Annotated in this window: 15 protein-coding genes; 6 read left to right on the top strand and 9 right to left on the bottom strand. The window is 68.3% G+C overall.

The genetic code is table 11. The features are described 5' to 3' along the window. Positions 1-387 precede the first annotated feature (387 nt). Positions 388-1245 (top strand): HAD-IB family hydrolase, encoded by an 858-nt coding sequence (locus ADBZ6K_RS04925; RefSeq protein WP_526344724.1) that lies wholly within the window; start codon positions 388-390, stop codon positions 1243-1245. Positions 1246-1654: 409 nt separating this feature from the next. On the opposite strand, the gene ADBZ6K_RS04920 is transcribed toward ADBZ6K_RS04925, so the two are convergent. Further along, positions 1655-2434: an oxidoreductase gene (locus ADBZ6K_RS04920; RefSeq protein ID WP_526344723.1), complete on the bottom strand. Its 780-nt coding sequence runs from the start codon at positions 2432-2434 to the stop codon at positions 1655-1657. 125 nt (positions 2435-2559) lie between these two features. Here ADBZ6K_RS04920 and acs point away from each other — a divergent pair, with 125 nt between their 5' ends. Then, on the top strand, positions 2560-4530 hold the full coding sequence (gene acs, locus ADBZ6K_RS04915) for an acetate--CoA ligase (RefSeq protein ID WP_526344722.1): 1971 nt from the start codon (positions 2560-2562) through the stop codon (positions 4528-4530). A gap of 75 nt (positions 4531-4605) precedes the next feature. On the opposite strand, the gene ADBZ6K_RS04910 is transcribed toward acs, so the two are convergent. Then, on the bottom strand, positions 4606-5298 hold the full coding sequence (locus ADBZ6K_RS04910) for a chymotrypsin family serine protease (protein WP_526344887.1): 693 nt from the start codon (positions 5296-5298) through the stop codon (positions 4606-4608). 193 nt (positions 5299-5491) lie between these two features. Between ADBZ6K_RS04910 and ADBZ6K_RS04905 the strand changes: the two genes are divergently transcribed. Beyond that, positions 5492-6004, top strand: coding sequence for a phage holin family protein (locus tag ADBZ6K_RS04905; protein WP_526344721.1), 513 nt, complete (start codon positions 5492-5494; stop codon positions 6002-6004). Further along, positions 6005-7018 carry an alpha/beta fold hydrolase gene (locus tag ADBZ6K_RS04900; RefSeq protein WP_526344720.1) on the top strand — a complete coding sequence of 338 codons (1014 nt, stop codon included), beginning with the start codon at positions 6005-6007 and terminating at the stop codon, positions 7016-7018. Between the two features lie 29 nt (positions 7019-7047). Here the strand turns inward: ADBZ6K_RS04900 and marP are convergent, their stop codons facing one another. From marP to nth, 4 genes are read right to left on the bottom strand one after another with little or no spacing between them, the layout of a single operon-like run. Further along, the gene (gene marP / locus ADBZ6K_RS04895) at positions 7048-8235 is read right to left on the bottom strand and encodes an acid resistance serine protease MarP (protein WP_526344719.1); all 1188 of its coding nucleotides are present in this window, start codon (positions 8233-8235) and stop codon (positions 7048-7050) included. Further along, on the bottom strand, positions 8232-9110 hold the full coding sequence (locus ADBZ6K_RS04890) for an NUDIX hydrolase (protein WP_526344718.1): 879 nt from the start codon (positions 9108-9110) through the stop codon (positions 8232-8234). Before ADBZ6K_RS04890 ends, marP begins: the two co-directional genes overlap by 4 nt. A gap of 48 nt (positions 9111-9158) precedes the next feature. Beyond that, positions 9159-9797, bottom strand: coding sequence for a TlpA family protein disulfide reductase (locus ADBZ6K_RS04885; protein ID WP_526344717.1), 639 nt, complete (start codon positions 9795-9797; stop codon positions 9159-9161). A gap of 8 nt (positions 9798-9805) precedes the next feature. Beyond that, positions 9806-10486 carry an endonuclease III gene (gene nth / locus ADBZ6K_RS04880; RefSeq protein ID WP_526344886.1) on the bottom strand — a complete coding sequence of 227 codons (681 nt, stop codon included), beginning with the start codon at positions 10484-10486 and terminating at the stop codon, positions 9806-9808. Positions 10487-10712: 226 nt separating this feature from the next. Here nth and ADBZ6K_RS04875 point away from each other — a divergent pair, with 226 nt between their 5' ends. Together ADBZ6K_RS04875 and crp are read left to right on the top strand one after the other, a co-directional pair. Next, positions 10713-11030 (top strand): hypothetical protein, encoded by a 318-nt coding sequence (locus tag ADBZ6K_RS04875; RefSeq protein WP_526344716.1) that lies wholly within the window; start codon positions 10713-10715, stop codon positions 11028-11030. A 102-nt stretch (positions 11031-11132) separates the two neighbouring features. After that, complete coding sequence (gene crp / locus ADBZ6K_RS04870) at positions 11133-11807, top strand: cAMP-activated global transcriptional regulator CRP (protein ID WP_005138643.1); 675 nt, start codon at positions 11133-11135, stop codon at positions 11805-11807. A 119-nt stretch (positions 11808-11926) separates the two neighbouring features. Here crp and ADBZ6K_RS04865 read toward each other — a convergent pair whose 3' ends face one another. The 3 genes from ADBZ6K_RS04865 to sp36 form a co-directional block, all read right to left on the bottom strand. Next, positions 11927-12742 carry an MBL fold metallo-hydrolase gene (locus ADBZ6K_RS04865; protein ID WP_526344715.1) on the bottom strand — a complete coding sequence of 272 codons (816 nt, stop codon included), beginning with the start codon at positions 12740-12742 and terminating at the stop codon, positions 11927-11929. 81 nt (positions 12743-12823) lie between these two features. Next, complete coding sequence (locus ADBZ6K_RS04860; protein ID WP_526344714.1) at positions 12824-13279, bottom strand: RidA family protein; 456 nt, start codon at positions 13277-13279, stop codon at positions 12824-12826. Beyond that, a complete protein-coding gene (sp36, locus tag ADBZ6K_RS04855; protein ID WP_526344713.1) occupies positions 13276-13437 on the bottom strand; it encodes a Sp36 family protein in 162 nt (53 codons plus the stop codon). Before sp36 ends, ADBZ6K_RS04860 begins: the two co-directional genes overlap by 4 nt. Positions 13438-13463 lie beyond the last annotated feature (26 nt).

Raw genomic sequence — 13463 nt, 5'->3', positions numbered from 1 at the left:
TGCGGCCACGACCGCCACCGCGCCATCACCGAGTGACAGATTGTGGATGAACCGGAGATTGTGGATAACGTCCGGGCAAACGTGCCCGGACTTCGCGCGGCGAGACGGGATCCCCAGATTGCGAAAGCCCCCACAAAAGGGACGACCCCCGCCAGGGGGGGAGGAGGCGGAGGTCGTCGTGTATCAGCCCCGGGGGGTCGGACTGATACACCTCGGCATAAGCCGAGTAATGCTCACTATACACACGTGATGCCCCTGGGGCGCAACACTACTTGCGGGAGGAAAGACACAAAATAATCAAACATTGCAGGCGACGACGGGTGTCGCGAACTGCCAGTTTGTCGGGCGTGGCGGCCGGGGCGCCACGCCGGCACCTATGCTGGCGCTGTGACAGCATCCGACCGTGACTCCGGTACGCCGGTCGTTTCCCCGTCCGGCACACCAAGCGACCAACCGGTGCGGACCGCCGCGTTCTTCGACCTCGACAAAACGGTTATCGCGAAGTCGAGTACGCTCGCTTTCAGCAAACCTTTTTTCAATCAGGGCCTGATCAACAGACGTGCGGTTCTCAAGTCGACGTACGCACAGTTCCTGTTCCTGATGAGCGGCGCCGACCACGACCAGATGGACCGGATGCGCTCCTACGTGACCACGATGTGCACTGGGTGGGACGTCGAACAAGTCAAGTCGATCGTCGGTGAGGCGCTGCACGACATCGTCGATCCGCTGGTGTTCGCCGAGGCGGCGGACCTCATCACCGACCATCGACTGTGCGGTCGCGACATTGTTGTGGTGTCGGCGTCGGGCGAGGAGATCGTCGCGCCGATCGCCCGGGCGCTCGGCGCCACCCATGCGATGGCCACCCGGATGGTCGTCGAGGACGGCAAGTACACCGGCGACATCGCGTTTTATTGCTACGGCGAGGGTAAGGCGGAAGCTATCCGGGCGCTCGCGGCCCGCGAAGGCTATGCGCTGGAGCACTGCTACGCCTATTCGGACTCGTTCACGGATCTGCCGATGCTGGGGGCCGTCGGACATCCCACCGTCGTCAATCCCGACCGTGCGTTGCGCAAGGAGGCCTCCACCCGCGGCTGGCCGGTGCAGACCTTCTCCAGGCCGGTGTCCCTGCGCGACCGCATCCCCGCACCGTCCGGGGCCGCGGTCGCGACCACCGCGGCGGTCGGGGTCAGTGCACTGGCGGCGGGCGCATTGACGTATTCGCTGCTGCGCAGGTTCGCCTTCTGACTTGCTACCGGACAGTAGCCAGCGAACCGCCGTAACGATCGAGACTCGCGCTCAATTTGACACTTGCTGTGACCGTTGTCACGTAGTACAAAGGAACCACGGAAGCCTGGCAGGCCAAGGTATAGCCGGAAGAGAAGGCTAAATCTCCCGATCCAGGCAACCCAGCACGGAACCCGGCACCCACGCGGAGCACATACCGCGGAATAGGTAAAAGTGTTGCGGGCCTGCGTAATTGCGAGAAGCGATCGGAACTGTCAGCCCTTTGGGTGGGGATGCAGCCGAACCGCATCGCAAGGACGCCGAGGCCACCCACGCAACCCACACAGCACGCTTGGTAACCGAGTCCGTGCTAGCGGGCGGCGAGCCGAACACGATTCGGAACGTCGCCCGCTTCGCGTTGGATGCGGTGTTAGCTGGAGGCCGCCGACGCGATCTGCAGCGCTTCCCGCGCACCGGCTTGCAGCGCACGGCAGTTCAATGCCAGCCACGCTGTCAGCCCATCCGGTGTCCCGGCGGCGAAGCCGCGCGCCGCGGCCCGGTACTCCGCGGAGTTCCGCATCCAATGCACCTCGGGAACACCAAGTCCATGGGGATCCAATCCACTGACGATGGTGACCAACCGCGAGGCCGCGCGGGCCACCACGCCGTCGGCTACACCGAACGGCGCCAGCGTCATCAGCTCACCGTGGACGACGCCGGCCAGCACCGGTGCGGGTACCCGAGTTCCACCCGTGACGAGGCCGGCCAAGAGTTCGAGGCGGTGGCCGACGCCGGCGTCACCGCTGGGCCGTCCGAGGCGGTCGTCCTCGACGAGGTCCACGGCGGCCAGGGCATGCAGTCGCGCCAGCGCCTGCAGCGGCGCGCGCCGCCAGGTGCCGACGATGGCCGTCGCACCGCCCGCACCGCCATCACCGCCTTGCATGGCCTGCGCGACCCGCAGCGACCCCGCCAGAATCGGGTCGGGCGCGGCGCCGTCGCGGCCGGTCACTTCGAGATGTTGGCCCGCACCGTCCAGGACGGCCGACGCACGGGCCGCGCGCAGCGACGCCTCCCCCGCATTCCGCGGCCAGCCACGTCGATTGGCCTTGTGCCGGTGGGCGCGCGCGAGCGCCTCAGCCGCCTCGCCGGAAGCCTCTGCGACACCAGGCAGATCGAGCAACGGTGCGAGCGGATCGTTGTGGACAGGCATCGCGGCCACGCTAGCCGACCGTTTGACCACCGGGAAAACACGTCCGGCGCAACTCATACACCGCCCAACGCCGTTCTGTGACTTGCCAACCTTGATGCAACGTTCGGTGACTACGCTCACACACCATGACCGAGACCCATGCCGACGTTCTCCCCTCATTCCCACCGCCGGCCGAGTTCGCGGCCACTGCGAACGCCACCGCGGACCTGTACGAAGAAGCCGAGGCCGACCGCCTCGCCTTCTGGGCCAAGCAGGCCGAACGGCTGCACTGGCAGACTCCGTTCACCGAGGTGCTCGACTGGTCGGACGCCCCGTTCGCGAAGTGGTTCGTGGGCGGCAAGCTCAACGTCGCCTACAACTGCGTCGACCGCCACGTCGAGGCGGGCAACGGCGATCGCGTCGCGATCCACTGGGAGGGCGAGCCGGTCGGCGACGCCCGCAGCATCACTTACGCCGAGCTGAAGGCCGAGGTCTCCAAGGCGGCCAACGCGATCACCGACCTCGGATTGGTGGCCGGCGATCGCGTCGCGATCTACATGCCGATGGTTCCCGAGGCCATCGTCTCCATGCTGGCTTGCGCCCGCCTCGGCCTCATGCACAGCGTCGTTTTCGGCGGGTTCTCCGCGGCCGCCCTGCGTGCCCGCGTCGAGGATGCCGAGGCCAAACTCGTCATCACCACCGACGGCCAGTACCGCCGCGGCGAGGCGGTACCGCTCAAGACCGCCGTCGACGACGCCCTCACCCCCGGCGAGGACGGCACCCCCAGCCCCGTCAAACACGTCCTGGTGGTGCGGCGGACCGGCATCGACATCCCGTGGACCGAGGGTCGCGACAAGTGGTGGGACGACATCGTCGACAGCGCCTCCCCTGAGCACACCCCCGAGGCGTTCGATTCCGAGCAACCGTTGTTCCTGCTCTACACGTCAGGCACAACCGGCAAGCCCAAGGGCATCATCCACACCAGCGGCGGCTTCCTGACGCAGGCGTCCTACACGCATTACGCGGTGTTCGACATCAAACCCGACACCGATGTGTACTGGTGCACCGCCGACATCGGCTGGGTCACCGGGCACACCTACATCGTGTACGGACCGCTGTCCAACGGCGCCACCCAGGTGGTCTACGAGGGCACCCCGGCCTCGCCCACCATGCACCGGCATTTCGAGGTCATCGAGAAGTACGGCGTGACGATCTACTACACCGCGCCGACGCTGATCCGCACGTTCATGAAGTGGGGACGGACGCTGCCCGCTGGACACGATCTGTCCAGCCTGCGTCTGTTGGGCTCGGTGGGCGAGCCGATCAACCACGAAGCCTGGATCTGGTACCGCGACTTCATCGGCGGCGGCAAGGCGCCGATCGTGGACACCTGGTGGCAGACCGAGACCGGCGCGGCGATGATCGCACCGCTGCCCGGCGTCACCGTCGCCAAACCCGGATCGGCGATGAACGCGCTGCCCGGCATCTCCGCCAAGATCGTCGACGACAACGCCAACGTCCTGGAGCAGACCGCCGACTTCGGTGAGCACACGCAGGGCTACCTGGTGCTGGACAAGCCGTGGCCGTCGATGCTGCGCGGCATCTGGGGCGACCCGGAGCGGTTCAAGGAAACCTACTGGTCGCGCTTCGCCGAGCAGGGCTGGTACTTCGCCGGTGACGGCGCCCGCTACGGCAGCGACGGTGAGATCTGGGTGCTGGGCCGCATCGACGACGTGATGAACGTGTCGGGTCACCGCATCTCCACGGCGGAGGTCGAGTCCGCGCTCGTCGGTCACGCGGGCGTCGCCGAAGCGGCGGTCGTCGGCGCCACCGACGCCACCACGGGTCAGGCGATCTGCGCGTTCGTGATCCTCAAGGAACACCACGCCGACATCTCCACCGACGAGATGATCAAGGAGCTGCGGGCCGCGGTGTCCGAGGAGATCTCCCCGATCGCCCGTCCCCGCGAGATCCACGTGGTGCCGGAGCTGCCGAAGACCCGCAGCGGCAAGATCATGCGCCGGCTGCTGCGCGACGTCGCCGAGGGCCGTGAACTCGGTGACACCTCGACCCTGCTGGATCCCAGCGTGTTCGAGGCGATCCGCGCCAACAAATGATTGCTTTCTGACGAACGGGTGTCACTGCGCTGACAACCCGGATGCCGCCCCGGTCCTGCGCCGGGGCGGCTTTCGTCATGCGGTCGAGCCGACGGGGACGAAGCCCGAGCCGGGGCGGTTCTTGGCGGTGATGTCGTCGAGCACCGCGTTGATCGACATCGTGACCGCCGGCGTGTGCAGGGGAATGTACTTCACGACGCAGTTCGGCAGGTCCTGGGTGAATGCGCCGTGGATCATGCCCACCAGGTGGTTGTTGACGGTCACCGGAGCGCCGGAGTCCCCCGGACCGCCGCACACCTGGTTGACAATCGTGCCGGGGTCCTCACCCGGCCCCCATGTCACGCCGCACGAATAACCGGTGGACCGACCCAACTTGCATGCGATCTCGCCAAACGCCGGATCCGGCCCGATGCCGTCGATGAGGAAGCCGTCGACGGTGTTGACCGGCACCACCTTCTGCGGGTCGAATTCGATGACCGCATAATCCAGCGCTTCGTTGCCCGCGACCATGGTGCCGACCACCCCGCTGTCTGGGTCCTCTTCGGCGGCCACCCGCGCTCCCGGTCCGCCGCAGTGCGCCGAGGTGAAGCCGATCAAGCTGCCCCGGTTGTCATTGCCGATCGCCGTCAGGGTGCAGTACGTGTCACCCTCGACCACGATCCCCGAGCCGCCGCCGAGCGTGACCGGGTCGGCGGCGTGGGCGACGGCCCCCGATGCATTCGCGAACGTCAGCGCGAGCGTCGCCGCACCGAGGGCAAGCACGCGCATGCAGTGCCTGTGGTCGGCGCGGGGGTCGTCGCGGTTGAACCCGCCGGTCCTCAAATCCTGGTCCCCTATCGCTGCGCCCCGACCCGACTGCACATGAACTCTAGCCAGTCTAGAGTCGGCCGGAATCGTCCACCGGGTCACAGCATGGCACCATGAACCGACGACTGACGGACGGACCGGGGAGGCAGCACCCGTGAGCACTGGCGACCGCAAGAACGGTGTGCCCACCACCGTGACCTCGATTCCGCTGGTGGATCCCCACGCCCCGAAGCCCGACCCGTCCATCGGCGACCTGGTCAAGGACGCGACCACCCAGGTCTCCACGCTTGTGCGCGCCGAAGTCGAATTGGCCAAGGCCGAGATCACCCGAGATCTCAAGAAGGGACTCACCGGCAGCGTCTTTTTCGTCCTGGCGCTGGTGGTGCTGTTCTACTCCACCTTCTTTTTCTTCTTCTTCCTCGCCGAACTGCTCGACACCTGGCTGTGGCGCTGGGCGGCGTTCCTCATCGTCTTCGGCATCATGGTGGTGGTCACGGCGCTGCTGGCGCTGCTGGGCTTCCTCAAGGTGCGGCGCATCCGCGGGCCGCGGCAGACCATCGAATCGGTCAAGGAGACCCGCGAGGCACTCACCCCCGGTCACGACAAGGCCGCCGGCAAGGCACTGGAGCCCAACGGCCGGCCGGCCACCGATCCGTCGGGCTGGTAGATGCGCCGCCGCCGCGGCGGCGGCGCGACCGCGGGCGGCCGCGGCCGTGACAAGCAGCCACCGCCCGACCCGTCGTTCGCCCGTATCGACGGTCCGTGGCGTCACCTGGACATACACGCCAACGGCATCCGGTTCCACGTCGTGGAAGCCGAGCCCAAGTCGAGCGAGCCTGCGGCCGAGACGGGGGTCGACCGGCCCCTGGTGATCCTGTTGCACGGGTTCGGCAGCTTCTGGTGGTCCTGGCGCCATCAACTTAAAGGTCTGAGCGGGGCCAGGGTGGTCGCCGTCGACCTGCGCGGATACGGGGGCAGCGACAAACCGCCACGCGGGTATGACGGCTGGACGCTGGCCGGCGACACCGCCGGGCTGGTGCGCGCGCTCGGCCACAAGGACGCCACGCTCGTCGGGCACGCCGACGGCGGTCTGGTGTGCTGGGCCACGTCGGTGCTGCACCCGCGGGCGGTCCGCGCGATCGCGGTGGTCAGCTCACCGCACCCGGTCGCACTGCGCGCATCCGCGCTCAGATGCCGCGATCAGGGCCGGGCGTTGTTGCCGTCGATGCTGCGCTACCAGGTGCCGATGTGGCCGGAGCGTGCGCTCACCCGCAACGACGGCGACGAGCTGGAGCGGCTGGTGCGCGGCCGGGCCAGTGAGAAATGGCTTGCCTCAGAGGATTTCTCGGAGACGATCGGCTACATGCGGCGGGCCATTCAGATCCCGTCCGCGGCCCACTCGGCGCTGGAGTACCAACGCTGGGCGGTGCGCAGCCAGCTGCGCGGGGAGGGCCGACGGTTCATGCGGTCGATGAAGAACCCGTTGCACGTCCCCGTTCTGCACCTGCGCGGCGACGCCGATCCCTACGTGCTCGCCGATCCGGTCTATCGCACGCAGCGCTTTGCACCTCACGGCCGGTACGTATCGATCGCCGGTGCCGGCCATTTCGGCCATGAGGAGGCACCGGGCGTGGTCAACGAGCAGATCGCACGCTTCCTGGCGCAGGTCTACATCCGCTGATCGGTCCGGGTGAACGCCTCGGGCGCCGGTCAGGCGACGCAGGCGCCGGTGGGTACCCGGGCGGTGTTGCCGATCTTGGCGAGTTGGCGTGCGACCTCGTCGGCGGTGAGCACGAATCCGGTGTCGGCGTTGTCGACGGCCGCGCCGAACACCACACCGAGCACCTTGCCGCTGCGGTTGATCATCGGGCCACCCGAATTCCCTTGCCGCACCGTCCCTCTGATGGTGTACACCTCGCGGGTCACGGTGGTGCTGCGGTAGATGTCGGGGCCTTGAAGCTCGATGATCTCGCGCACCCGGGCCGGGGTGGCCAGGAAGTCCCCGCCGCCGGGGTAACCCATGACCACGCCGTCGGTGCCGGTGGGCGCGGGAGTGTCGGCGAAGGCCAGCGGCGGCGCGGGGAGGTTGGGGACGTCGAGGATCGAGATGTCCGCGTCGGGGTCGTAGGAGACGACGTAGGCGTCGTAGGTCTGACCGTCGGATTCGACGGTGACGCTGTCCGCCCCGGCGACGACGTGCGCGTTGGACATCACCCGGCTGGGCGCGACGACGAATCCACTTCCCTCGAGCACCTTCTGGCAGCTCGGCGCCACGCCGCGGATCTTGACCACGCTGGGCCGGGCGATCTCGACGGCGGGGTCGGTGGCCAGCGCGGGGTCCGGCGTATCGACGGCGACGATGGGCGTGCGGCCGAAAGGCTGCAGCACTTCGGGCAGCCCCGAGGTGTCCAAAAGTCCGGACAGCCGGGCTGGCACGGACTTGAGCCACGGCGGTGCGACCTGGTCGACCTGCGCGAGCACCCGCGAACCCCGCACCGCCGCGGCCAGGTTCGGCTGATCGGTCGACGTCAGCGGGGACGCCAGCAGCCACGCCACCACCAGCACGGCGACCACCTGAAGGCCCACCCCGATGATCGAGTCCACGGTGCGCATGGCCCGGCTGCGGATGGCCCCACGGACCGCGCGTCCCAGCACCACGCCGGCGATCTCGCCGACCACCACCAGCGCGAGGATGAGGAACATCGTGGCGAACAGCTTGGTCCGCGGTCCGTCGATGTGGCTGACGACGTGCGGGGCCAGCAGGACGCCGGCGGCGGCGCCGAGGATCACCCCGACGAAGGACAGCAGCGAACCCAGCGCGCCGGAGCGCCATCCGGAGATGGCAGCGACGAACGCGATTACGAGGACGGCCAGATCAAGCCACTGCGACCATGTCATTGTTGGCTCTCACCGTAGCCGCTGTCGGCCCCCGGCATGGTCTTCCGCTCGCCGGACGACAGGCGCGCCGGGGGCCTGCCACCGCCAACCAGTGCCATCGCCTCGTCGAGTTCCCACACGTCGTTGGCGTTCCACGGCGTTGCCCAGCCCGCCACGTCCAGCATCGCCGAGATGACCTGCCCGGTGAATCCCCAGACGAGCATTTGGTTGAGGAGGAATGCAGGCCCGGCGTAATGGCGGATACCGCGATGAGCACTTGCGCGAGGCGCAGAAGGCGCAAAAGGCACGGCTGCGCGGTACACCATCATCCGGTTCTCCGGGTTGACGAAGGCGCGCACCGGCACCCGGGCCACGATCGCCGTCTCGGATTCGTCGATGACGGCCACCGGCCCGGGATCCGGGGAGTAGGCCAGCACGGGCACGACGTGAAAGCCGGATGGAGGGATGAACATCCGCTCCATAGTCGCCAGGGGGTGCAGCCGGCCGGTTTCCAGGCCGGTTTCCTCGCGCGCCTCCCGGAACGCGGTCGAGATCGGGCCTGCATCGCCGGGGTCGGTGGCGCCGCCGGGGAACGCCGCTTGACCGGCGTGGTGGCGCAGCGTCGAGGCGCGCACGGTGACCAGCAGGTCGGCGTCGTCGGGCAATCGGCCGGGCGGGGCTTCGGGCGCCCCGGAAAACAGCACGAGCACCGCGGCGTCGCGTCCGCTTCCCGTCTGCGCTGCCCTGGTGTTGGCCGCGGTGAACATCGCGAGCACCTCGGGAGGGACCCGGCGGCGGTAGGCACGCGGCACCGAATCGACGTTCTCGACCAACGGCCTGAGCCAGCCCGGCGCGGCGCCGGGGGCCAGCAGACCCCGTTCGCGCTTGGCGCTCACCCCGGCGCTCCCCTCTGTCGGCGGTGTCCCCTCCTCATGCCGGGTGACTCACCGCTGCGAGGGATCGATCGCCGCCGCGATCTCATCGGCGTTGGCGAACGAGCGCGGAAGGATCTGCGCAACCGTACCGTCTGGACGCAGCACCACCGTGGCTGGCATGACGTTGGGGACCTTCAGCGCCGCGGCGATCAATCGCCGCCCGTCCTGCAGGGTCGGCAACCGCACCCCTAGCTCGGCGAGGCGCAGCAACGCCGCGGTCTCGTTCTCGTCCTGATGGACGGTCACCACGGTCATGCTCGTGCCGACCCGCCGCTGGAACTCTGCCATCGCGGGCAGCTCGTCGGCGCACGGCCCACACCAGTACGCCCACAGGTTCAGCAGCACCGCCCGTCCGGCCAGCGCGGGTGCGACGTCGACCATCGAGCCGTCGCCCGCGCATTCGAGCACGATGCCACGCAGCTCCTGCGGGCCGGGCTCCGTTGCCGGCGCCGGGCACGGCATCAGGTCGGCCTTGGCCCGCGGCCCCGCCAAGGCCTCGGGGGTGTCGGCGTCACGGTGGTCGCGGGCCCGCCCCGGACCCCCTCCGGATGGTGTGTCCCCGTCCGATCCGAGCTGCATCGCCAATGCGACGACGAGGGCCACCACCACGGCCAGCACCGCCACCGTCCAGCGGATCGACGTGCTCATCAGATCGGTCAGAGGCCGGCCAGGGCCAGCAGATGCTCAGTTTCTGGCCCCTTGACCAGCGCGGCGGCCGTCGGCGGGTCGGTGGGGCCGATGCCGAACGACGGGCAGTCCTTGGCCAGCACGCATACGCCGCACGCGGGCTTGCGGGCGTGGCAGACCCGGCGGCCGTGGAAGATCACCCGGTGGCTGAGCAGCGTCCATTCGCTTCGTTCGATGAGGGCGCCGACGGCGTACTCGACCTTGACCGGGTCCTCCTCGGCGGTCCAGCGCCAGCGGCGCACCAGCCGCCCGAAATGGGTGTCGACGGTGATGCCCGGGATGTCGAAGGCGTTGCCGAGGATGACGTTGGCCGTCTTACGGCCCACGCCGGGCAGCGTGACCAGCTCCTCCATGGTGGCGGGTACCTGGCCGCCGAAACGTTCCACGAGTTCCTGGCCCAGCCGGATCAGGGAGTTGGCCTTGGTGCGGTAGAAGCCGGTGGGCCGGACCATCTCCTCGAGTTCAGCCCGGTCGGCGGTGGCGTAGTCCAGGGCGGTGCGGTACTTCCTGAACAGCGTGGGTGTCGTCAGATTGACGCCCTTGTCGGTGCTCTGCGCCGACAGGATGGTCGCCACCGTGAGCTCCAGCGGATTGGTGAAATCGAGTTCGCAGTAGACGTGTGGAAATGCCTGCGATAGGGCGCGATTCATGCGCCGGGCGCGCCGGACCAGACCCAGGTGGGTTTCGGTGTCCCACTTGCGGGCGGCGGCACCGCGCCGGGCCGGTTTCGGATTCGCCGGTTTGCCGGCCGAGGACGCGTCGACGCTCACGCCCGCAAGCCTACTGAGCGGGTACGACAGTGCCGGCCCGAAGGGACGGCGGACCGGGAACAATTCGTGATCGCGATGAGATCTTGGAAGTGTTTACTTCACCCTTGTGTCCTGGTTGCTCGTTGCCTGCATCCCCGGGCTGCTGATGCTGGCAACGTTCGGGCTCGCGCGGATCGAGGCCAGTCTCACCCGCGACACCATCTCACCCGCCGACGTCGCGGAGTTCCTTCACCAGGCAGGTGTCGACGACGTGGGGGCGTTGTCCGAGGAGGGCGCACCCCGGCGGCATCCGGACCGCGACGACGAACCCACCACCGACGCCCTGCCCATCACCGCTGAGGAGACGCTGCTGCCCACGCGGGCATATGTGCAGCACCGGCGAAATCCACAGTTTCAGCCGACTCAACATGCCAATCGTGTGTAGCGTTGGCTAGTCCGCAGCGGGCCTACCTCTACACTTGTCACGCAAATCTGGTAGAGGCTGGTCAGCGCATTTCACACCAGCCGAGAGCTTAAGAGGGGCAACGTGGACGAGATCCTGGCCAGGGCCGGAATCTTCCAGGGGGTCGAACCCAGCGCCGTATCCGCGCTGACCAAACAGCTGCAGCCCGTCGACTTCCCGCGGGGGCATACGGTGTTCGCCGAAGGCGAGCCCGGCGATCGGCTGTACATCATCATCTCGGGCAAGGTGAAGATCGGCCGGCGATCACCGGACGGCCGGGAGAACCTGCTCACGATCATGGGGCCGTCGGACATGTTCGGTGAGCTGTCGATATTCGACCCCGGACCGCGGACGTCGAGCGCCACCACCATCACCGAGGTGCGTGCGGTATCGATGGACCGCGACGCGCTGCGCGCCTGGATCGCGGACCGCCCGGAGATCGCCGAACAGCTCCTTCGGGTGCTGGCCCGCCGGCTGCGCCGCACCAACAACAACCTTGCCGACCTCATCTTCACCGACGTTCCCGGCCGGGTCGCCAAGCAGCTGCTCCAGCTCGCCCAGCGGTTCGGTACGCAGGAGGGCGGCGCGCTTCGCGTCACGCACGACCTGACGCAGGAGGAGATCGCGCAGCTCGTCGGCGCCTCCAGGGAGACCGTCAACAAGGCGCTCGCCGATTTCGCCCACCGCGGCTGGATCCGGTTGGAGGGCAAGAGCGTGCTGATCTCGGACTCCGAGCGATTGGCGCGCCGAGCGAGGTAACGAGCGAGCATCCAGCCGCGAGCGAGGTAACGAGCGAGCATCCAGCCGCGAGCGAGGTAACGAGCACGTCGATCTCGGCGCCAACGCATCGGCCGAGGCTAACGCGTCGGCCGAGAGGGTCAGGTGGACAGCCGAAGGTACTCCAGCTGGGCCTGGACGGACCACTCGGCAGCGCTCCACAGCTTCTCGTCCACGTCGGTGTATACGTGCGAGACGATCTCGCGGGCCGTGGCGTCCTCCCCGAGCGCGGCCAGCGCGTCGCGCACCTGATCGAGCCGTTCCTGGCGGTGGGCGAGGTACATGGACGTCACGTCGTTCAGGTCCGTCAGGTCGGGCCCGTGGCCGGGCAGGACCGCACGCCTGCCCAGGCCCTGCAGCCGCCGCAGGGATTCCAGGTACTGCCCGAGGTTGCCGTCCTCGGTGGCGATGACGGTGGTACCCCGGCCCAGTACCGTGTCCGCGGTCAGGACGGCGTCGTCGAGCACGAACGACACCGAGTCCGCGGTGTGCCCTGGCGTGGCCATGACCGTGATCCGCACGCCCGCAGCGTCGATGACCTCGCCGTCGGTGAGCGGGACGCCCCCGCGGCCGCGAAGGAATCCGCTGCCGACCGACCGCACCGGCGCACCCGTCAACTCGACGATCTTGTCGATGCCGCCGGTGTGATCCTCGTGCCGGTGGCTGATCAGCACCAGCGCAACAGTGCCCAGTTCAGAGATTCTGGCAATATGGCCGTCGTCCGCGGGCCCCGGGTCGACGACGACGATCTCGTCGCTGCGCGGCCCGCGCAACACCCAGGTGTTGGTGCCCTCCAGCGTCATCAGGCCGGGGTTGTCGCACAGCAGCACCGACGCGGTATCGGTGACCGGCCGCAGCACGCCGTACGCGGGGTGCTGCGGGCCGCCCGGCCGGCTACCCGACTTCTGCCCGATCATCGCTCACGCGACCTCCGCTGAATCGTCGCTCACGCGACCTCCGCTGAATCGTCGCTCACGCGACCTCCGCTGAATCGTCGCTCACGCGACCTCGACAATGATTTCGACCTCCACCGGAGCGTCCAGCGGCAACTCGGCGACACCTACGGCAGACCGCGCGTGTCTACCCGCGTCACCGAAGACCTCACCGAACAGCTCCGACGCGCCGTTGACGACCCCTGGCTGACCATGAAACCCGGGCGCCGACGCCACGAATCCGACCACCTTCACAACACGCGTGATGGAATCGATTCCGGCCAGCGCGTGCACGGCGGCCAGCGCGTTGAGCGCAGACACCCGTGCCAGTGACTTACCCTGCTCAGGGGAAATCTCGCCGCCGACCTTTCCTGTCGCGGGCAGGCTGCCTGCCACCATCGGCAGCTGCCCCGAGGTGTAGACGAGGTTGCCCGTGCGCACCGCCGGGATGTAGGCCGCCAGGGGTGCGACGACGTCGGGCAGTTCGATTCCCAGCTCCGCCAACCGCTCCGAGGCGGTCACTTCACGCGCTTCAGGTAGGCGACGTGCTGTTCACCGGTCGGACCCGGCAGCACCGACACCAGCTCCCAGCCGTCCTCCCCCCACTGATCGAGAATCTGTTTGGTCACATGGGTCAGCAACGGAACTGTGGCGTACTCCCACCGGGTCGGTTCGCTCATAGGCTGAGCTTATCTGGCGGCGGTGA

This window comes from Mycobacterium sp., from assembly GCF_044223235.1.
Lineage (GTDB): Bacteria > Actinomycetota > Actinomycetes > Mycobacteriales > Mycobacteriaceae > Mycobacterium.
The sequence above is the reverse complement of the archived record's forward strand: the minus strand, read 5'-3'. Positions and strand labels throughout refer to the sequence as shown.